The 22,095-nt window shown below is 40.8% G+C and carries 16 protein-coding genes, 2 pseudogenes and 1 riboswitch; all 18 genes and pseudogenes read right to left on the bottom strand.

The features are described 5' to 3' along the window. Positions 1–29 precede the first annotated feature (29 nt). Positions 30–896 (bottom strand): annotated as a pseudogene (dapA, locus tag K9B36_RS06450) (4-hydroxy-tetrahydrodipicolinate synthase). 33 nt (positions 897–929) lie between these two features. Continuing rightward, positions 930–2,261, bottom strand: coding sequence for a hypothetical protein (locus K9B36_RS06445; RefSeq protein WP_223701201.1), 1,332 nt, complete (start codon positions 2,259–2,261; stop codon positions 930–932). 51 nt (positions 2,262–2,312) lie between these two features. Then, entirely contained in the window at positions 2,313–3,791 is a 1,479-nt protein-coding gene (locus tag K9B36_RS06440; RefSeq protein ID WP_223701200.1) for a tripartite tricarboxylate transporter permease, read from the bottom strand. Between the two features lie 23 nt (positions 3,792–3,814). Beyond that, positions 3,815–4,330, bottom strand: coding sequence for a tripartite tricarboxylate transporter TctB family protein (locus K9B36_RS06435; RefSeq protein WP_223701199.1), 516 nt, complete (start codon positions 4,328–4,330; stop codon positions 3,815–3,817). A gap of 84 nt (positions 4,331–4,414) precedes the next feature. Beyond that, complete coding sequence (locus K9B36_RS06430; protein ID WP_223701198.1) at positions 4,415–5,416, bottom strand: tripartite tricarboxylate transporter substrate binding protein; 1,002 nt, start codon at positions 5,414–5,416, stop codon at positions 4,415–4,417. A gap of 240 nt (positions 5,417–5,656) precedes the next feature. Beyond that, positions 5,657–6,547 (bottom strand): 4-hydroxy-tetrahydrodipicolinate synthase, encoded by an 891-nt coding sequence (gene dapA, locus K9B36_RS06425; RefSeq protein ID WP_223701197.1) that lies wholly within the window; start codon positions 6,545–6,547, stop codon positions 5,657–5,659. Continuing rightward, complete coding sequence (gene pdxA, locus K9B36_RS06420) at positions 6,540–7,559, bottom strand: 4-hydroxythreonine-4-phosphate dehydrogenase PdxA (RefSeq protein ID WP_223701196.1); 1,020 nt, start codon at positions 7,557–7,559, stop codon at positions 6,540–6,542. The genes dapA (K9B36_RS06425) and pdxA overlap by 8 nt, the downstream gene beginning before the upstream one ends. Next, positions 7,538–8,848 carry a four-carbon acid sugar kinase family protein gene (locus K9B36_RS06415; protein WP_223701195.1) on the bottom strand — a complete coding sequence of 437 codons (1,311 nt, stop codon included), beginning with the start codon at positions 8,846–8,848 and terminating at the stop codon, positions 7,538–7,540. Before K9B36_RS06415 ends, pdxA begins: the two co-directional genes overlap by 22 nt. Positions 8,849–9,112: 264 nt before the next feature. After that, on the bottom strand, positions 9,113–10,912 hold the full coding sequence (locus K9B36_RS06410) for a sigma-54-dependent Fis family transcriptional regulator (protein ID WP_223701194.1): 1,800 nt from the start codon (positions 10,910–10,912) through the stop codon (positions 9,113–9,115). Between the two features lie 394 nt (positions 10,913–11,306). Further along, positions 11,307–11,684 (bottom strand): nuclear transport factor 2 family protein, encoded by a 378-nt coding sequence (locus K9B36_RS06405; protein WP_223701193.1) that lies wholly within the window; start codon positions 11,682–11,684, stop codon positions 11,307–11,309. 154 nt (positions 11,685–11,838) lie between these two features. Continuing rightward, positions 11,839–14,238, bottom strand: a complete 2,400-nt coding sequence (locus tag K9B36_RS06400; RefSeq protein ID WP_223701192.1) for a S8 family serine peptidase — start codon at positions 14,236–14,238, stop codon at positions 11,839–11,841. 606 nt (positions 14,239–14,844) lie between these two features. Next, positions 14,845–15,042: pseudogene (locus tag K9B36_RS06395) on the bottom strand (carbohydrate ABC transporter permease); the annotation flags it as partial. Between the two features lie 7 nt (positions 15,043–15,049). Next, entirely contained in the window at positions 15,050–16,237 is a 1,188-nt protein-coding gene (locus K9B36_RS06390) for a transglutaminase-like domain-containing protein (protein ID WP_223701191.1), read from the bottom strand. 160 nt (positions 16,238–16,397) lie between these two features. Continuing rightward, positions 16,398–16,940: a hypothetical protein gene (locus K9B36_RS06385; RefSeq protein WP_223701190.1), complete on the bottom strand. Its 543-nt coding sequence runs from the start codon at positions 16,938–16,940 to the stop codon at positions 16,398–16,400. A gap of 284 nt (positions 16,941–17,224) precedes the next feature. Continuing rightward, positions 17,225–18,223, bottom strand: coding sequence for a Gfo/Idh/MocA family protein (locus K9B36_RS06380; RefSeq protein WP_263399286.1), 999 nt, complete (start codon positions 18,221–18,223; stop codon positions 17,225–17,227). A gap of 427 nt (positions 18,224–18,650) precedes the next feature. Next, the gene (locus K9B36_RS06375; RefSeq protein WP_223701189.1) at positions 18,651–19,754 is read right to left on the bottom strand and encodes a 5-methyltetrahydropteroyltriglutamate--homocysteine S-methyltransferase; all 1,104 of its coding nucleotides are present in this window, start codon (positions 19,752–19,754) and stop codon (positions 18,651–18,653) included. 167 nt (positions 19,755–19,921) lie between these two features. Then, positions 19,922–20,024: riboswitch (SAM riboswitch) on the bottom strand. Between the two features lie 185 nt (positions 20,025–20,209). Next, positions 20,210–21,067, bottom strand: coding sequence for an NERD domain-containing protein (locus K9B36_RS06370; protein WP_223701188.1), 858 nt, complete (start codon positions 21,065–21,067; stop codon positions 20,210–20,212). Between the two features lie 88 nt (positions 21,068–21,155). After that, positions 21,156–22,067, bottom strand: coding sequence for a GNAT family N-acetyltransferase (locus K9B36_RS06365; protein ID WP_317889862.1), 912 nt, complete (start codon positions 22,065–22,067; stop codon positions 21,156–21,158). Positions 22,068–22,095: the final 28 nt, after the last annotated feature.

The raw sequence follows: 22,095 nt of genomic DNA, 5'->3' as shown, positions 1-22,095 counted from the left end.
TATAGCGGGCGAGGCTACAATTTTCACAACTATTCGTACGCCTTCATAATCTCTTTCACTTTATTCTCCACTTCTCGTGAAATCTTCTCCACCGGGTCTCTTGTCGGCCCCACCGGGTGGCCAAGTAACTCCATGCCCTTTTTGAATACAGCCGGGGTGCTGGCCATGCTGGATGCATTGTGGATTGATCTTAGTTTTTCCTGTGCCGCTCTCGCTTGCTCGATATCACCATTTTTCCAATGTTCATAAATCGAAACCACGAGCTTTGGATACATATTGGAGGTGGCGGCAATTGCCCCTTTTCCACCTGCCATCAATGTCCATAGGATTAATGGGTCGGCACCAGAGTAGATGGAGAAATCCTCATCTGTCGCTTACAGATACTTTAAGATTTGATCAAAGTCTCCCGTGCTATCCTTAATCCCAACAATATTCTCCAATTTACTCAGTGCCGTAACTGTTTCGGGAGCTAAGTTGTTATTGGCCCTACCCGGCATATGATAAATCAAGATTGGCATGTTTGTTGATTTCGCCACCTTTTTATAATGCGCATATAATTCCTTCTGGCTGATGGTCATTAAATATGGTGTTAACACAGAAACGCTATCCACTCCGACCTCTTCCATTCTTCTTGTTAGTTCGATTACATCCTGGGTACGTATGGCTCCGGTTCCGGCACAGACAGGGATTCTTCCCTTTACCTCATCCACTACAATTTTGGCGAACTCCACTTTCTCGTCGTCACTTAAACTAAAGAACTCCCCGTTTGTTCCAAGGATGAACAACCCGTGAATCCCTTCGTTAATTAGACGGTTCACCTGCTTCCGGGTTGTTGTTTCATCAATTGTTAGATCTTCATGAAAAGGGGTAAGCATTGCCGAGATAATCCCGTTCATTATTTTCATAGAAACCTCCTATTGTGTCGCCAGTCAAAATACATAGGTATTCACTACGACCAGGACCGCCGTTGAAATACAAATAAATATGAAAGTAAAAAGATAATGCTTCTTTCCAAGTTCGTATGAAGATGCATCGGATAAAAGATTGCTCATCAGGATATTTGCTCCACTAAAGGAACTCGAAAGCATACCTGAAGCAAACCCAATGAGCAGTGAGCTTGCATATACAGTCGGGGCTATTCCGAACCACTCCGGATCAATCAATTCCCCCATAAAAATCATTGCAACAAACTGGTGGACACCAAGCATCGACAAGAATAATACGACAAAAATAGTAACCGGAATATAAAAATATGCGGCTTTTTCTAATCCGATCCCCGGTAAGACCTCGGAAAATTTCTCATCAATGCCGGTCAACTCAATCGTATGTAGGAATAGCCCCGCACTGATTATGACCGCATATTGACCAAATGACTTCGGGTTTTGCTGGAAAATCTGAAACAGGACGGCATTCCACCAACCAACCGTCTTTTTTTGCAGGATACTCCAAACAAACGTAAATGGGAGAACACTTAAAAGAATTAGTTCCATAATTCCCAATTCAAGAGAGCCATCTGAAATAATCAAGAAAAGGAAGTATGCACCGAATGGGAGGAACCCACTTACCAATAAGGCATAGTTCGGCTTTTCCACTGGTAGACTTCCTTCTTCATGTTCTTGTTCTCTCAATTCCATTAATTCCCTTTTCTTTCGTGTTAGGGCATAGGATATGAATAATCCCAGCCAAACGATTAAAAAATTAACCGAAAGGACGGAGGACCATTTCGTTCCTGTAAGGTCGACGGCAACAGCGATCGCAGCTCCAATTGGTGTGACCATCATCGCTAATGCAAAGGAGCGAATCGTTAATTCCCCATATAACATCTGTCTGGCCCGATTTGCACCATCCTGGAAGAAAATCACCTTAGATATGGGGAGTGCTGCAAGATTAATCATATTCGCTAAAATGAAGGAGGCATAGTGACTGACTTTAAATGAAGACGTCTTATCATTTAAAGCTAGCAGCATTTTTTTAATTTCTGGTACATACCCCTGCACTGGAAATGAAATAAGCGGGACGATGCCAATAAACAAGATTAGCTTCACCATGGTTGAAAAACCGTTTGTCATTTCTATCCAGGATTTTTCCCATATTACTAGGAAAGCGACCGAGCAAATCAGGAACATTGCCGTCATAATGAAATAGAACCTGCCCGCGGCCACCATGGCGCTAAGGAGCAGCATGAGCGATAATCCATTTAACAGCATTGCCAGCATGTTTGAACCGATAAATAGATTGATAAAATAGACTAGCAATGCCAAGGCAAAAACGTACCCCCTCACGAGAAAGAGGGGACTGATTCTATGATTCATCTATACGTTGATGTTCAATTTCTTTTTTGGTTTAAGGACAAAGATAAGCGTTAGAACCGTTAGGACAAGGAACAGCAAGGCAATTGGGCGTGTAAAGAAGGGAGTAAGATCTCCACCGCTTTGAATTAAACCATTTCGGATATATTTCTCAAAGCTTGCTCCTAATAGCAAGGTAATAACGAGTGGTAATGTAGAGAACTTCCACTTATCCATAAAATAGCCTATGACACCAAAAATGGCCATAATCCATACATCTTCAATCCGAAAGCCAATATTGTAGCTGCCTGCTATACTCATTACCAGAACAATCGGCAATAAATACACTTTCTTGGTAGAAAGTAAAAATGGAAAAATTCGCGCTCCAATTGTTACCATAAACAAAAACATGATGACAACCGAGACAAAAAATGCAACAAACAAACCGGTTAAGAACTCAGGCTGGTTTGTAAAAAGCAAAGGCCCCGGCTGCAAACCATGCATCTGCAATCCACCAAGCAAGAGTGCGGTAACCCCGTCCCCGGGGATACCTAGCGCCAATAATGGGATTAGCGCCCCACCGATTACGGCATTATTAGAAGTTTCAGAGGCTACTACTCCTTGTATGTTCCCTTTTCCAAATGTCTCAGGCTTCTTACTTGCCTTCTTTGCTTGGTCGTACGCTACAAAGGTGGCAAGGGAAGAGCCGATTCCCGGAAGAATTCCAATTGCTGTTCCAATAATCCCTGAGCGAAAGAAGTTTCCGATAGACTCTTTTATTTCTCTTAGTGTTGGAAGAACCGAATTTGTTTTGCTTTTAGGAATAATCGGTGAGCTTTGGTCGGTTTCCAACTCCACAAATACTCTGGAGATGACGAATAAACCAATCATTGCCGGGATGGCTGGAACACCATTACTAAGAAAGTCAAGACCTAATGGGTTCCGTTCTGCAGCATTGATAGGATCAAACCCCCATGCTGCTATCGATAATCCGAAAAATGTAACAATCATGCTTTTGAAGAAGTCTCCGGTTAGACCAGCCACTATGACAAAGGCAAAGATCATCACCATCGTGTATTCAAACGGCGTAAAAGAAAGGGCAAACTTCGCTAGCTGTGGAGCGAGCATGATAAGAAAGGCAAGAGAGATTAAGGAACCAAATAAGTTTGAAACGGCACCCATCCCCAGTGCCTTTGGACCGAAGCCCTTTTTGGCTAATGGGTAGCCATCAAACACCGTCGTTACGGAAGATGGTGTCCCTGGCATTCCTATTAATATAGCAGCGACCACGCCTCCTGATATACCGCCAATATAGGCTGCCAGTAAGGTAGCAATTCCAGCGAGGGGCTCCATTCCATAGGTTAATGGAAGCAAGATAACAACCGCAAGAGTGGCAGTCAATCCCGGTATTGCACCGAAAATAACGCCAAGAATGGTTCCTATCATGATATAGATAAATGTGGGACTCAATAAGACTTCTGATAAAATATTTGATAGTTCCATTTACAAGCCTCCCACTTGGGTAGTCAGAATAACAAAGTTTTAGGGAAATACACATTAATCAGCGTAAATAATACATAGAGAGCAACGTTCAGCCCTATGCTAAATATGAGGGATTTAATCCATTTTTTCTTGTCCCAATCAAACATAAGCCATGTGATCAGGAAGACAAATACAAACGAGGTAACATAGTAACCAATGTATGAAAAACCAAGTACAAATAAAAATACCAATACCATCGAAAGGTAAACTTTAGAGGAACTCTTCTTTTCAATCGTTGTCCCTGATTCCGCTTCCAGCTCCGCCATTTTTGCTTCCGCCTCGGAAACTTCAGCAGGCTGTTTACCCTTACGGCTTTTAAGCACTTCTGCAACTATCGAAATAAAGGAAAAGATAATCAATAACCATGCAAGGATGATGACATAGTTTCTCTGGTTGAGCACATCACCACCAAAGCCTCTTGTACTAATTGTGTTTGCCGTTACTACAAACAGAAGACCGCATAATAAGAATACGGCTTGAATGATCAGACTTTTTTTCATATGCATCCTTCCCTATATAGAAATTAGTGTAATAGGCTGTTTGGAGCCTATTACACTATTCTAACAACTTATATGTCTAAAATTCTATTCGTTTAAGTCAATATTCTCGGCTAATGTATCAAAAACGCCTTGAACCTTTTCATTCATGCTTTGGAATTCTTCTGTGTTCAGGAATTCCGTCTGCATTCCAGCATTTTCTGCTATTGTTTTGAATGATTCTGATTCAGACACTTTCTTGATTGTTTCTTCCCAAATATCCAGCACTTCCTGTGGTGTTCCTTTAGGAGCGTAGAATCCGAAACGTACTACAACATCCGTATCCATTCCCAAGTCTGACATTGAGACTGCATCCTGCAGTGATTCATGGAAGTGGCGGTCTAAACTGGAAGTAACCAATGGAATAACGTCTCCTGATTCAACATATTGGATAGAATCCGGCGTAGATGCCATACGTAAATCTACTTGGCCTCCAAGGTGTGCTGTGATCAAGTCCGCACCACTTTGAAATGGAACCAGTTTGAATAGACCTTCTGCGCCAACCGCACTGATAATTGCTTCATATGCTAAATGAGCGGTAGAACCGATATTCGGTACCCCTACGGAAATACTTCCTGGATTGGCTTTAGCTGCTTCCAAATATTCATCGAAAGTTTGATACTCAGAGTCTGCGTTTCCTACAAGTACGTTTGGTGTATAGGAAATCTGCCCAATCAGGTCATAATCTTCATAAGAAATATCAAGCTGACCAACTGCATTCATGGCATTTAATGTAGAGTGATGAAGCAGGATGGTGTGTCCATCCGGATCTGCATTTAGAACTTCTTCCAGGCCGATTCTTGTATTGGCACCAGGTAGATTTAAAACAGTTACATTTTCATCTAGTAGATTTTCTTCCTTAATCACGTCAGCAACTGCTCTTGAAGTTAAATCACTTGTTCCGCCTGGATCATAAGGAATGACAATTCGTATGTCTTTCTCCGGGAAGTTCGTATCTCCATTTGCCTCGTTTGACGAGTCGGAACTACATCCTGCCATGATTGCCATTACGGTAACCAGCATTAATATTACTATTTGTTTGATTTTCATGTTTACATCCCCTTTTTCTTTTTTAGTTAGCGTTCTGTTCAACTCCCTGTTGATTGTTCGCTTTTCACAGGTCGGTGTGGGAGCCTACTAAGCTCCGTTTACATGCGCTCCCATCTACCGCTATTTCTTAGAAAGGAAACTCCCCCACTGCAATCAACTGGATGGAACTGGTTATACATATTGACTCTTCTTTTCTATCTTAACAAGGTAAACGCTCTCAATTTTTGCTAAAAAAACCTATTAGATATATCCAGCGCTTTTATAGTCTTGGACAATTTCCTGTACTTCTTTCTTTGCCTTTTCGGATAAAGGTTTAACTGGCAGCCTTGGATCGCCTACTTGGAGCCCGATACCATTTAATGATTCCTTTAAAACCGATGGCAATGTTCCTTTTGGAAAGGCATTTCGTAACGCTCTTAGCTTCCGTTGTTCCTGTTCGGCTCCTTCAATGTCGCCTGCCTGCCATTTCTCATAAATCGAGACGACCACTTTCGGCATGAAATTTGCAGTTGCTGCAATTGCACCGCCGCCTCCTGCCATCAAGGTTGGCAAGATCAGGGAATCTGTTCCAACTAATACGGTGAAATTGTCACGAGATGCTTCGAGAAGCTGCAAGACATTATCAAAGCTCCCGCTGCTGTCTTTAATAGCCACAATGTTTTCCATATCCGCCAGTTTTATAACCGTAGCAGGACTTAAAGAATTCCCGGTTAACCCCGGTATATTGTAAAGGATGATTGGGAGGTTAACGGCTTCTGCAATCAATTTAAAGTGCTGCTGCAGTTCATCTTGAGACAGTTTCACAAAATATGGTGTTATCACCGATACCGCTGTCACACCAACCTCTTCCATTTGTTTGGTCAACTCAATCGTTTCCTTTGTGCTATTAGCACCGGTACCAGCATAAACAGGGATCTTGCCATTTGCTTCTTCCACCGCGATTTGTGCCACTTTCACTTTTTCCTCTTGGGAGAGGGAAAAGAATTCGCCATTGCTTCCTAAGCAAAAAATACCGTGGCAACCAGCATCTATCATGTTTCCTACCAATTTACGAAGGACTGGTTCATTCACATCTCCTTCGGCAGTAAAAGGTGTGACGAGTGCCGGAATGATTCCGTAAGGTTTAAACATGTTCTTGCCTCCCTTTCGCTTCTTTCGGGGCGAGCTCCACAGCCATTTTGATCGCCTCTATCAATGAACCTTCATCTGCCAAATTTTTTCCGGCGATGTCAAATGCAGTTCCGTGATCCACCGAGGTTCTGATGACTCCGTTTTTCAGTCCGACTGTAATATTGACACCTGCTTCTAGTCCAAGTGCTTTAACTGGCCCATGCCCTTGATCATGATAGCAGGCCACCACTACATCAAAGTCACCACGGATGGTACGGAAGAATAAAGTATCTGCAGGATGAGGGCCACTTATTTCGATTCCCTCTTGCTGAGCCTGTTCAATTCCAGGTACTAATTTTTCCGCTTCTTCCCCGTTTCCGAATAACCCATTTTCCCCTGCATGTGGATTAATTCCACAGACCGCAATTCGCACTTTCTCATAACCTGCTCGTTTTAAGGTTTCATGTGCAAGTTTAATCACTTTATAGGTTCTTTCCGGATTAATCTGGTTGATTGCTTCAATTAAACCTACATGTGTTGTAAGATGAATCACTTTCAGGTTCGGTGCGGACAGCATCATCGAATAGTCTTCCGTACCAGTAAGGTCAGCGAGTATTTCTGTATGACCAGGGTAGAGATGACCACCTTTATGTAAGGCTTCTTTGTTTAAAGGTGCTGTGCATATTGCATCTATTTGTTTCGTCATAGCTAACTCTACGGCTTTTTCTATAAAACAGAAGGACGCATTTCCTGCTTCTGCTGAAATTTTACTATAAGGAAGGTCCTCTGGTAAGAGGTCAAGGTCGATACAGTCAATGACCCCCAGCTCGTAAGCGCCTTCATTTGTATCCGTAATGATTCGAATGTCAACGGAAACCCCTAAGTTATCTGCTTCTCGTTTGATGATTTTTGCATCTCCAATGACGACAGGGCGAGTTTTTTCATAAACTGTTTGTGACTGAAGAGCCTTGACGATGATTTCCGGTCCTACTCCAGCCGCATCTCCCATTGTTATACCAATGATTGGGCGCATGTGATTTTATCTCCCCTCAAAATATTTAATGATTGTACTAATGTATATTCGGTACCGAAACCGCCTGCTTTGGTGATGGTAAGGACTCCTGTTTTATATACCAGTGTACCGATGGGAATTCCCGTCTCCACTTCATCTATTAACTTAAATTCACCGATTCTCAATGAATTGCAAACCTTTTTGGCAGTGTCTCCACCGGTAAGAAATAAGCGGTCCACTGTGTGCTTCTTGATAATTTCCGACGTTATATTCCCTAGCACTTCAGAAATTCTTTCACTTACCATTTTCGGCGAGAGACCGTAGCCTTCTCCAATCTTCTTCGCTAAATTCACTTCCTCTGGACTTCCTGCTGAGTAGAGAACAATATGACGACTCTGGTCCACTGCGCCATCCACTTCACGAAGCACCCTGCTGATTTCTTTCTGTACTACTTCCTTATCACCAAGGACAAGGTGGGACTGGAGAATAATCCCCTTCACGTGTTCGTCTGCTAAAACATGTTCGAGCTGCTTTCTCGAATTTTTATTTACGCTCCCAATTACCATCAGTACAGGGCTGTCATTTTTGGGCATTATCTTCTTGGCTTCGGTGTTGAAATCACGCCCCTCCAGCAGATAGTTCGCAAGACCGGCCGATCCGCACCATACAACCTGGTATTTAGAGGTCTTCACGTAATGAACGATTTTTTGGAGTTCTTCTTCTGTTGTAGTATCAAATACTAGATAAGCAGTATTCTGACTGTGAAACGCTTTCATTTTTTCAAGAACAAAGCCAGCTCCCTGTTTTAAATCATGGCTAGTAATCAATCCAACCTTATGCCTTGTCCCTTTTCTCAACATTTCTACAAAGTTAGAGTTTTCTACCGGGGTGGTCGGATCGTTTGCAAATTCTGTTTCATGCACTGGCCTGCCATGGATGGACACGATCCCATTTTCTACTATTCTATTATTCTTAGGGTATCCTGGAGCGACAATAACGAAATCCGGCGAGAGGCTATTGTAAACCGCTTCGAGTTCAGCGGCGATGTTCCCCCTCATGGTGGAGTCGATTTTCTTATAGATGATGTTTGAGTTCAGGGTTTTTAGAAACGAACAAGTCTCTTTCACCCGCCGATACGCTTCTTCTTCGGGAATTGCCCTACTGTCGGTGTCGATGACTAGGACTTCTAAATCAGTGGCAAGCGCCTCATTTTTCGACATTAATACTGATGTATTCAATCCGTTCCTGGCAAATTGTACTCCGGTATCTGTAGCCCCCGTTAAGTCATCTGCAATAATTCCAACTTTCAACCTCTCACCTCCTGGTGACTTACTAGTATGTTGTAAACTTTCTCAGGCAGTATTTGTTAGTGTTAGTGTTTAAAAACGCAACAGTAATGTCGTGATTTATTTTTTAGCATTTCTTAATACTAAGATAATCTTTTAATGTTTAAAAATCAACACATTTTTGTAAATTTATTTTCAAATACTAAAATTAATTATTTTGTGTTGCAATTTAAAACACTTTTTTATGCTTTTTCAACAAAAAAAACCGACAGCTACTGCCGTCAGTTTTTATTCTTGTTTTAGTTTTCTCCAAAGAGTGGATCGATTGATACCCAATCTTTTGGCTGCTCTTGATTGATTCATATTTTCCTGTTCCATTACAAGTTGAATAACTTCGGCTTCTATGTTCTCCAGCGGCTGATCCAAATTAATAAAAGTTCTGGTCGAGTCCGAAATACTTGGATTAGTTCGCGATTCTCCCTGCAATTCTATTAATACATCTTCGGAAATGTATTCATCATCGGAATGCTTTACAAAACCCTCTATAAGTCGCTTGAGCTCCATCAGGTTTTCCTTCCACGGATGGGCTTGCATTGCTTCCAATACGTTTGGACGGACACCAACAACTTGCTTCCCGTACACTTCATTATATTGAACAATAAAGGTTTGAATCATTTCATTTAACTCGTCCATTCTTTCTCTCAATGGAGGAAAGTAGATAGGTTTAGATGTAATCGCTTCAAAAAGACGGGGCTCAAGTTTCCGTTCATTGTTCAGAAATACGTTCCTGCTCCCAATGAAGGAAAAAACTAATTGAGCTCTCATCGCATCTAGACGTTGGAAGAGTTTTTGCTGCTGCGGCAGGCTTGTATTCTCTAATCCTCTTATGTGGATAAGGGAATGTTCGCCTTCTTGTTCAAGCATCTTCAATATTTGGTTAAAGCTCTTCGTATTGCTTCTATTAATTTCAATTTCAATCAACGATCCATCATGATGTTTCAATGATCTATATAATGTGTTTACAAGCAGCCTTTTGCCTGAGCCCTTTTCCCCTACAACAATGATGGGCAAGGAGGATTTCATTTGTTGCTTTGCTATCTCCAGTGCTTTATCAAATAGGTTTCCTGACATTACAAGCTGTGGATAGGCGACATTTTTATGCGGGAAAATAATTTGAATATCTTCCTGCTGACTCACTTTATTCGACCGGGAGATTTCGAAGAAGAATAAGCTTTCTTGATCAATTTGATCCATACTCTCGGATGTAATGTTATAAAGCGCTTCAATATCATCTCTAGTCAGCTGATATTGAAACGAGATTTCATTTTTCGTATTTTCGATTATTTTCCTAAAATATGGATGAGTTTCGAATATGGATACATTTGTTTCTTGTTTGATGTGCAGAATATCGGCTATCGCAGCATTCGCAAATCGGACTATACCATTTTCTGAAACGATAACAATGCCAGAATCCAGTTTATTTATAACTTGTTGATAAAAAGTGGTTTTAGCAATTTGCTGGGCGAGAACTTTATACATTTGCCTTGCTTTATAAAAGGCCTCCAGAATGGACTCTTTTCCGGAGGTAATTAATACTCCTTGAAGATCCATTTCATTCGCTAGACGGACCGTAATGGTATCACCGACAATAATTTTCGCACCATTCTTTTTGGCCCTTTTCAGCGCAGGTTCTACCTCTTCTTTACGGTTTACGACGGTATAGGTCATATCAATTTCAATCAATTTCGAGATCGATTCAAATCCCTGAACAACATTTTTAAATCCGATTATCTCAATTTTTTGATTATAGCCCTTTAATAAAGTCAATATGCGTAGGATATCATATCCCGATACTTCTATTTCCACTACGGGAATCTTTGTACTGTTCTTTAATAGGTCCGCTGTTCCTCCACGGCTAATAATAAAGTCGAATGGATCATCCTGATAGACCTTCAACAAGTTCAAACTTTCCACCAAATCTGCTACATGTACGATAATCTCAAAATCCAATAATTCCACTTCGAGGTTCCTTATTAATTCTGTTAAACCCTGGTATGGGGCAATAACTAATGCTCGCTTTTTTATCATAAACACAACACCCTTTGTTGCAATATTATACACTTATCGTATTATAGCAAAAATAATTAAGCTATGTTGTATTTTGCATTTTTTAGTTTTTCTTTACAACCAGTCCTTAGGGAATCTTTGAATGATGGAAAATGGGGGAGGGAACTGAGAAATAAGTCAAGGGAAAGGCAAGGAGAAGTCAACTCCATTGCCTGTTTAAAAAACTTCCATTTGTTTGTCCAATCAGACGTTAAGTTATAGCTTTATGGTGAGAAAGGAGTTTAAGTGATTGCGATAAATGGTGCGCGGAGAGAGGAGCTTTATACAATTAAATCTCCTAGCATTTGTAAGACTATAGCATTTTACGATAAGAGAAAACCGCTCCACTCTGACTTACCAGTCCCCGTACACCACTTTAAAATATTCCATTCTCATTAGGGGATTCCTCTGGAACCGCTTGCCACACATCCCACAATTCTATGATGTGGTCTCCTTGGAAGCGGAAAATATGGACGACAGCTCCGCCGAGGTCGTCCGGATTTTGCTTGATATGGGAGTGAACGGTAACGGTTTCTTTTTCTGCGATAGCATGCTTCACATCTAGAGTCTTGTTAGGATTTTCAGCTGCGTCTTCTTCCATCGCAGACATGAGGGAGTCTGCATCTCCAGGAAAATAAGGATTGTGGTGGCGGAATTCAGAACTGACGTGTTTTTCAAATGCTTCGCGGACTTTACCGGATGCTACAAGTTGAAGAAATGATACTGCTTTCTCTTTGAGTTCTTCTGCACGCATTCTAATCATCCTTTCTTTATATGGTTGAGTAGCAGTGTTGTTTTTTAGATATTATTCATGTTGCTACATCTATCATTATAACCTTAAAAATTTTCTCGCTCTAAATTAAAAAAGGAACACGGAATCTCTCCCATGTTCCTCAATTCATTAAATATTACTCTTTAGTAACCAAATATGCTTTATACTCAGTAACACCAGCTTGCTCTACATAAATTCCTAGCACCCAATCCCCATCAGGAAGCTCAATACCACCTTGCACTGTACCATCCCACAGGAATTCATGGTACGGAGCAGAAGCATTTTCAAATGTTCCCAATGTATCGACAAACCCACCAATTGTACCATCTGCATTAAATACATATAAATCATATGCTAATACCTCAGCACCACCAGGTAAATAAGATCCCACATAGTATGACCCTTCTTCTACCTTCTCCATAAATGCACCTGTCACTCGTGGATAATCCGGCTCACCAACAAACAGGATTGTTGGAACGTCGATGATTTGTTCACCATCGCTTACATGTATTGTGCCTTCATAATAACCTGGAGCTAATTTGGAAGTGTCAATTTGAACTTTGAAGTTCACTTGTTGAGACTTTCCTGGTTGTATCTTTAAATTATTACTTAACATTACTTTAATTCCATCTGGGTTACCTGCAAATTCTACTTCAAAGCTATAATTCTTCCTTTTGTCTGAAAGATTTTTAATTTTAAAGCTTTGCTTTTCTACTTGTTTACCACTTTCCTTCACGAATTTACCAAAGGAATGGCTACCCGGAGCTACTAGAGTTTTCGTATTTAACGCTTCCACAACACGGATGCTTCCAGCACCTTGGGAGTTGTGTTTATAAGCTTCTCCTGTAGCAGGATCAATCACATCTACGGCCGTATTCATTAATGCAGATTTTACATCCTCTGGTCCCCAATTAGCATGTTTTTCAAGTAGTAATGCTGCAGCACCAGCAACATGGGGTGAAGACATACTAGTTCCTTGTAATGCTGCATAACTGTTACCAGGGAATGTACTTACGATATTTACTCCAGGTGCAGAAACATCTGGCTTGATCATCCAAGTATGTGTTACCGGTCCACGAGAAGAGAAACCAGCCATCGTTTCTCCAACAGCTTGTCCAAATTTACTATTAAAAGTAACTTTGTTATTTCCTGCTTCCAATTCTGCTAGAAGTTTTTGTCCATCTGCAAGTTCCGTTTTAATTGTTGGTATCGCCATTCCCGGAACATCTGCATGCTCACCAGCAACGTTGTTGAAAATAATTGCACCAACGGCACCTGCGTTCTTAGCATTTATTGCTTTATCAACGAATGCAAACTCGCCTCGGCTGATTAATGCGATTTTCCCTTCAAGATCCTTACCCTCAAAATCAGCAACGGCTCCAAGCCCTACATATACAAACTCATATTCTTCGTCATTTAAAGCTAGTAACTCCTCGTCGGAAGGGAATCCCATCACTTTTGCAGTCGGATAACTCACACCTTCCGAAGTAGATAAAGAAGTATTGTAAACATTATATGGAAGTTGGGTAGCTCCTACTGAAATAGCTTCACGAGATGTACCCGGTGACCCCACTGTCCAGTTGTTAGGACCAGCGTTACCATTGGAAGTAACGGCAACTACTCCTTCAGCCATCGCCCAGTCTAAAGCAATCGAAGTTGCCCAGTCTGGATTATTTAGTGAATTTCCTAGTGATAAGTTCATAACGTCCGCGCCATCTTGCACAGCCAGCTCAATACCCGCAACAACATCTTCGGTTGTTCCGCCGTTTGGACCCAGTACTCGGTAGCCTAACAATGTAGCATCAGGCGCCACACCTTTGATTGTTCCATTGGCTGCAACTGTACCAGCTACGTGAGTACCGTGGTACTGACCAGCTCCTTCTTGTGGATCATTGTCGTTACCTACAAAGTCCCACCCTTTATAATCTCCGAAGGCATGAACTAAATCGGGATGAGTATAATCAACACCCGTGTCGATGATGGCTACTGTAACACCTTCACCAGTAAATCCAGCATCCCACGCCTCATTGGCACCGATGAATGGAGCACTCTCCATCATAGCTGGGCTGAATTCCTCTGCAGAAATTTCTTCAGCGGAGATCACTTCAGCCGTATAATGTACGTTCGGATAGACAGCTTTCACACCTGGAATTGTTAATAGATTCATAATTTCATTGGCAGGTAATTCTACAGAGAATCCAGAAAACACATAGTCATATTCTCTGTTCACATCTGCACTATTCACTGCTTTTTCTAAAGCGTTAATAACTTTATTTCTTTCAGACTTTAAGTTAGCCTTTGATTGCTTTTTACCTTTTTGTTTTGCCTCTACAATAGATTCAGCATTTAATTCGACAATAACAGATGTCGGTCTGTTTGAAGATAGTTCTATATCTCCATGCAGCTGAGCTATAGGTAATTCAGTTACCTCTGTTTGTGAATTACCCCCATTTGCATTTGCACCAATATTAAACGTTGAAATCATAAGTACAAATGCCATAAAAATAAATAATACTTTTGAAAAATTCTTCCTCATCCTTTAGTTTCATCCTCTCTCTTAAATGATTGTTAAGAATTAATTCATACACGAACTCTTATTGTAAAAGAGGACGTATTTTCAATAAATTCTTACACTAGTAGATATTATATATTTAAGTTCAATTATCCTTGAGTAAATAGTCTTAAAATTTCGACAATTAAAAAGGCAACTTTAGACTTATACTTTGTAGAGAAACTATGATATATATTCTTAATTTGGGTTCGACATTTAAAGAGTGACAAAGAGACAGTTGGCGGCTTATTGTAAAACAATTTAACTTCCAAAATCCAGACATACTTTCCTAAAAATTTGTCTCCTCCGTTCACAAGCACTCTACTTATTCATAAGACTAATCAAATCAACTAGTCTTTAGATTTTCATAAACAACCAGATTTATAATTATAACTAACACAGGCAAGTGCCTATACTCTCGACCTATTCTACTTTCATTCTCCAAGTTTACATTCCTACCCTCTATACTAAACGGAAAGCAGAAGAAAACTATTAAAAGGGGCCAGACCCTCGCAGGAATCTCCCCACAAATGTCGAAGAGCCCTCACTCATCTGAAGGAGCGCGGGCTTTTTAGTACCATTTTATCTGTTTTATTTACCGCCTGTAGATGAGATTCCTTTGATGAAGTAGCGGTTAAAGAATCCGTAGATAAACAGGACTGGCAGGGTGAACACCATGGATGCTGCCATGATATAGTTCCAGTAACTGATGTATTGCCCTTTAAAAGTGTTTAACCCAAGTGGCAGGGTAAACATGGAAGGGTCGGAAGGGATGTTTATTGGGCGCACTTACCCCCTATCCACTCACAGCCGACAAAAATCCTAACAAAAAAACTACGGTAAAAGGACCAAACAATAAAGGCCGCTCTCCCCTTATCAAAAAAGATCCGCTAACCAGAACAAGGGCGAGGTTATTAATTATAGTTAGATAATCATTATCCACTAGCAGACCGAGAATTACTCCAATAATAATCACAGCAAAACAAATCCTCTTTAATAAAAACGTGAACCCCCTAAGGCCACTCTCCTTCACTGTCCATTCCCCTAGATAGCTTCGGTTGTCTATTTTTGCCCCCTCTTCTAACAAATTTTTATTATCAAATTTAACGTATGCTGGTTGCAAATAGGGTGCAGCACCTTTTAGTGATTGGTACCCCCAATAAAAAGGACTTTTCTCTATTTTAAAGAACGATGCTGGCTTCGTATGGGAAGCTTCTTCCTTCTCATCAAAACCAGTATACTCTGGTTTCAATGGAATTTCTGCGTCAAAGGAAAAAACAATCCGCTGACCTTCTGTTGAGCCAAAATATTTTCGCCACGGTAATGTCTTCACATCACTAAATAGAAACTGCCACTTTTTCTTTTTTTGTATGTAAGCCATGCTACAGTCAACAGGAATCCAACCTGTTTCTTCAATATATACTTCGTTCCAGACATGTGCCTGCATCTTTCCTACTGCCCAGGTTCCTACGATGGTTCGACAAGGAATCTGAAGCGCCCGACATAAGGCGGCATAGAGGAAGGAGTACTCCCCACAATCCCCTTTTTTCTCGATTAAAAATGCGGATGAACCACGTGATTTAGGAGGATAGACGTATTGAAACTGTTCAACAAGATATTCAAAAAGGCGCTTCGCTTTTTCAGACTCTGTTTCGCTTCCTGTTGTTATTTCCTGTGCGAGTTTTCTTATTTCATCATTCACAGGAGACAAAACGGACGACATTAGATAAAAAGAGCGAGCATCATAGGACAATGGACTTTTATCAGACGAGTACCTTTGACTAGTGTAAGAGAGCTGCACACTCTCCCCTGCTTCCAATTCAAAATAGGCCAGCTCCTGATCGATAATTGTTGACCGCTGGGACGGTGACCTAGTAGCGTGGAAGTTCGTCACCTTCTCCCTGTCTGGCCAGGCTAACCATAATCTGGTGAGACCACGTTCCCTGTTCATATATTCATAGTTAACTTGCACTTTGTTATTCATGGTAACCCCCTTCATTGCTAAAAGGTTTAGTTTTATCAATATAAAAATGATTTCTCCATTATATTTTAAAGGAGTTTCATGGTTATTAAAAGGTCTTCCCTCCTGACTATTGCTCCTTAATGGGTCAAGGGGACTGGTTCCTTGACCCACCCTTTATACTTTAGGCCTTTGCTTCGAATCGAGTACTAAAGGAAGGCTCATTGATTAGGATTGTCCCTGGTGTTGTGGAGGTAATGAAGACTTCGACGAGGTCTCCAGCTTCAAGTTGAAGGATAGTGGATACGTTGATTGCGTTGACGTATACGAATTGTTGGTTAATTTCGCCCCAATAATCATTGTCAGCCGCAACACTAAAACCGTTAACACGTATTTCTACACGCACACGGTAATCTTCGGTTGTACTATCAGGAAGGAAAGAAACGGTTCCTGCTACATAGTAGACTCCGTCCTCACGTGGTACAAAAGTGGAGTTGTTGGAATTATAGACGTTACCAATATCAAATTGCTCATTTTGGAACAGAACTTTTTCAAACACATCGATTTCATCTATCCGCTGTTGAAGATTATTCACAGCTCTGAAAGCGATAGTTTCATCATGATCTCCATTATCTGAGCAATTTACATTAATGTTGATTTTTGGATCGCATTTTTTATGGTGGTGGTTTGTGTAGGATTCCTGATTTTTATAATGATAATATTTCATATGACTCACCTCCTTTTCCCTCTGGATATCTATCTAATGAAGAAAAAGGAATCTACCTTTCTCTTCTAATACATTCTATGAAAATAGTAGAATAATGGTTGGACGGAGGACAGGGGGAGAGAGTGGAATTTGCGAGGATGGATTGCATAACCATCAACGAACGGCGTAAGGATAAGCTCCTTTTCTCTACTATAAAACTTGCGAAGACATCTACTGGTTTTGTTGGTTCTACGTCTCATCTATTTCCCATAAAAAAACTGCCGCACAGGCGACAGCATACTTATTTAGACTTTTACAGGAGAACACTTTTTCATAGACTCATAACAAGCTTGAATAGTTTGGATATTCAAGATTGTCTCTTCCGCTGAATAGACTGGCATTTCCCCTTCCAATATACATTGACTAAAGTGAGCAGCTTGGATTTCATACTGATTTCCTTTAAAGGTTTCTTTTCTTTCTTCGCCTTTTTCATTGGTGATGTTGATGCTGACTTCTCCCTTTGGAAAGCGGTCTGACCGGTACGCAACCGGCACTTGGATAGTGCCCTTAGTTCCGGAAATTTCATAGAGATCCCTCATAGGCTGTTCAAAACTGCATTCGAAGCTAGCGGTAACTCCTTTTTCAAAGCTGAGTATTCCCACAGCTTTGGTGTCTACACCGAAGGCTTCATGAATATTCCCTTTTACATATACCTCTGAAGCCTCTTGGCCGAGAATAAAACGGGAGGAATGGATACAATAACAGCCAACATCCCATATACTTCCTCCGCCAAGCTCCCTATTGAGCCGGATATTCTGTTTATGTTTTTCAAAATCTAATTGAAAGGTAAAGATAGCGTGCATATGACGAACTTCCCCGATTGCCCCTTCCGCTATCAGTTCTTTTACACGCTGATGCTGAGGATGGAACTGATACATGAATGCTTCCATAAACAGCACATCGTTGGCAAGGCACTCATCCGCCATTTCTCGAACATCTTCCGAATTCAGTGCAGCAGGTTTTTCGCAAAGTACATGCTTCCCCTTTCTGGCTGCCTTCATTACCCACTCTTTATGAAGTGTATTTGGAAGCGGGATATAGACAGCTTGAATCTCCGGATCATCCAACAGCTCTTCATAACTTTCGTAGGCTATTGGAATATGAAGCTCTTTTGCCACCTCTGACGCTTTTCCGCTTGTGCTTGCAATTGCAGCAACCTCTGCATTTTCGCAATTCTGGAGTGCAGGAATTAGCGCTTTTTTCGCGATATTGGCCGTACTCATGATACCCCACTTGACTTTCATATGGATCATCTCCTTTTTTGAAAAATATAATTGTGAAGGATGGGTATGGTAAACCCGACTTATAGCCTCTAACAATATTTGAAGTACTCTCTTTGAATGATAGCTCTATTTTAATTATACCTTTCTACTAATAATTGCTCCAATCATGTCTATGCTGTAGTTTGATCTGCTCACAAGATTGGGAAAGGAGGGTGCGTTGGTTCTGTACATTCCACAAAAAAGGAAGAGAAGTTTTTTAACTCAATGCGAAAACAGCCATAAATTATTCTACTAAAAAAACATGTAGATTTCCCCATCCCTCAGGGTTATCTACATGTCTTGTTGATTCCGAAAAAGCTGAACCTCACCTATAAGATTATGAGACTAGAACATGAATTTCGCTTGATAAAAGAAGCTAGAGTGGGACACTGTACTGTCCCCACGTCCCTCAACCCCAGATTTCTTTAGAAATATCGACAATGTATTTCAGTTTTGCCCATTGCTCTTCCTCGGTCAAGATATTTCCATGATGAGTGGACGCAAAGCCGCATTGCGGGCTGATACATAATTGTTCTAATGGCACAAATTGCGCAGCTTCTTCCACACGTGCTTTAATGTTTTCCTTATCTTCTAAACTTCCATGCTTGGAAGTGAATACTCCAAGAACAACCTGGGGACCACCACTTGGAATGTGCTCAAGTGGCTGGAAATCTCCTGAGCGATCATCGTCATATTCCAGGAAGAACCCGTTCACTTTTTCTTTTGCAAACAATGTTGGGGCAATTTTTGCGTAGCTGCCTTCAAATGCCCATTTTGACCGGTAGTTACCCCGACAGAGGTGAGTGGTTATAATCAGATCTTCCGGTTTGTCTTCTAGTACACTGTTCACCACATGCAGCGCCAAGTCAATCAACTCTTGACGCGAATAACCGCTGTCATTGAATGGAATCTCCGGTGCATTAAGGCCGGCAATATAAACATCATCTAATTGCAGATAACGACAACCCTTGTCATAAAAGGCTTGAATGGCATCGCGGTACGTTTGGATCACATCATTCGCATATTCTTCAACGTCCGGATAAATATCAAGGTTCCGAATTCCGGCATTGAACAATTGATTTGGACTTGGAATTGTTAGTTTTGCAATTGCACGGTCCCCGACTATTTCTTTGAATTCAACAAAATCCTTCACATGCGGATGGTCGTGGTTAAAGGAGATCTTTCCTGTCACACACACATCGTACCTTTCTGTTTCCTCGCCTTTAAATTGAAAGCCATGATCTGGTACATAACCCTCTATTCCAATTAAATGTTCCAGAAAATCGGTATGCCAGAATCTGCGGCGGAATTCTCCGTCTGTTACAGCTTTTAGTCCAACTTCAATCTGCTTTTCAACAATTCTTTTTATCTCTTCTGTTTCAATATCGTGAAGTTCGCTTGAAGAAAGAGTTCCTTCTTGAAACTCCTTTCTTGCACGATGGATTGTTTCCGGGCGCAGTAAACTCCCCACATGATCTGCTCTAAATGGCGCTCTGATTAATGTCTTTGTCATATAAATCCCATCCTTTGTCTTTTAAAATTTTTCCTATATAACAACTCATCCAGCATCCCTAAAGTTATAAGGTGAACTAATTTATTGTGTTTAGATTATGTAACATAAAAACCCCCTCTTCTAAAAATAAGAAGAGGGGGTAATAAACGAATTTAAAAGACCTTCTCCTCTTATCTGCTAGCATTACGCTACTGGAATTGGCACAGTACTTTTAAAAAGTCCGCTGCCGAGGTATCAAAGGGCCAGTCCCTCCACCTCTCTGGATAAGAAAAAATTGGATGCTATTAAGTTATTAGGTACACTATAAAGGGCAAATGATTAGTTGTCAACTATAATTTTAAATTTTCAATTAATTAATGGGTCAGAGGAACTGGTTCCTTGACCCAATTCACCCTTCCAAACAACTAGGGGGCGAGAGGAAAGGCTTACCAGCCCTTCCTCTCGCCCTCTCTCTCTTACGATATTTTCTGCGTATGCCTGCATACCGGATAGTGACTGCACCCATAGAACGATCCGTACTTCCCTTTCTTGATAGAAAGTTGTCCATCATATTTGGGGCACGGGTTGGTAGTGACACGATTGACTGTCTTATGCTGCGCCACTGCCCTTGCCGCTACTTTTTCTTTCTGTTTGTTTCTAATGACTTCTACATGCTTTTTTTGTACGATCTTTTTTTGTCTTCTGTCTTGGATTATCAGTTTTTCCAGTACTCTATTTATTTTATGTAGTTCCGCCTCACTTAGTTGTCGTGTTTTTGACTCTTTTATTACTGTAGTGAGCTTCGGAATCTGGATCACCCTAGCGGAGTTAAAGTTATCTTCAAACTTAAGTGTGGATCTGCTGGAAAATGCAATGATCGAATGAAATTTCTGGTTTCCAAGATAAGTCTTCAATGCCTCGATATGACCGTAATTTTGCCAAATCGGATTTAAAAATTTCTCTTTTCGTTTATAGATTACTTGAGTCCAATTTCTCTGATTCTCCTCGCCGAAAATCCAGCCTTCATAATGCTTTGTTTCGATTACAAATATGCCCGTTGGGGAGGTCACGACATGATCGACTTGTGACGTGCCGCCTTTTTCATTGGGAATATATAAATCATGAAACACTCTATACATTGGTCCAAGTTTTTCTAATTCCTTGTTCACATAACTTTCCCCAACTGCCCCTTTAATTTTGGCGTAGTTTGCTTTTAAGTAGATAGCAACTGCCAATAATACTAAAGGCATTACGAATGGAGCGATAAGAAATAATATCAGTGATAATACAATAACACTTATAGCTAAAATTGTGACTTTCTTAAGGTTGGACAATAGGGCACCTCATTTTTCCTTAGAATATAGAATGATACTAGTTAGGAAGGTTTCAAACGGGTCAAGGAACCAGTCCCCTTGACCCCTTTTACAAACCGAGATACAGGTAATAGTCTTGTGAATGGTAGCTTTTGAACCCACAAGATTCATAAAGTTTCAGTGCATGGGCATTTTTTGCTTCTACTTCCAGAAAAACGGGCAGGCCTTTTTCATTTTCCTTTTTTACAGCTTTGGATAAGGCTTTTCTGCCGATTCCTTTGCCTTGGAGCTCGGGAAAAACTGCGAATCCATATATCCATGCTTCTCCGTTTGTTTCGGATACCCGGATTTTCCCGGCAGTTTTTCCTTCTGCTTCAATGATGTACATGTCCTCGCTATTGAGTTCCCGCATCCTCTTATTAAACTCCCGCGCTTCTTGTTCACTAAATCCAAAACAGGCAACTTCAAGTTGAATTTCCGCTTCCAAATCATCCTGCGAAATTGATCGTCTTATAGTCACAGCAGGATCGTCATACAAGTTCGTTTGGTGCCATCTCATTTGGTATTCCGATAGGGAGAAGGTACAGGGAATGTTTTTTAGAAACTTCTTGGCTGTTTGAGATGCGTTCGGAGCATTTAACAAGATTGTCTTAATATTTTGTTGCTTCGTCTCCTCCACAGCCATTATAAACAACTTGGAAAAGATCCCTTGTCTACGATAATCCGGGTGAACCATTCCGGTCATCTCTATTTTATTCCCGAATCCGTAACTGCCGAGAAAACCGACAAGTTCCTCTTTTTCATAATGGAAAAAGTCTTCCTTACTATTTTCATCTCGGTTCTCGAGCATATCCATGTTGAGCTTTAACTCGAACCCTCCCTCTTTTTCACAAGTTTCTTTGAGTTGTTTGATTTGGATTAATTTTTCTTTACTTAGCATGGTTGCACCTCTGTATTTTCTTTGTATTTTCAGCTTCTCCGCAATTACATTAGTTTGTATGGAACAATAATTTTGATCCACCGACAAGAATCCCCTTGTGAAGAGAAAT

This window comes from Sutcliffiella deserti (assembly GCF_020037475.1).
Taxonomy (GTDB): Bacteria; Bacillota; Bacilli; order Bacillales; family Bacillaceae_I; genus Sutcliffiella_A; species Sutcliffiella_A deserti.
Note: the sequence above shows the minus strand (reverse complement) of the source record. Positions and strands in the feature narration are given on the sequence as shown.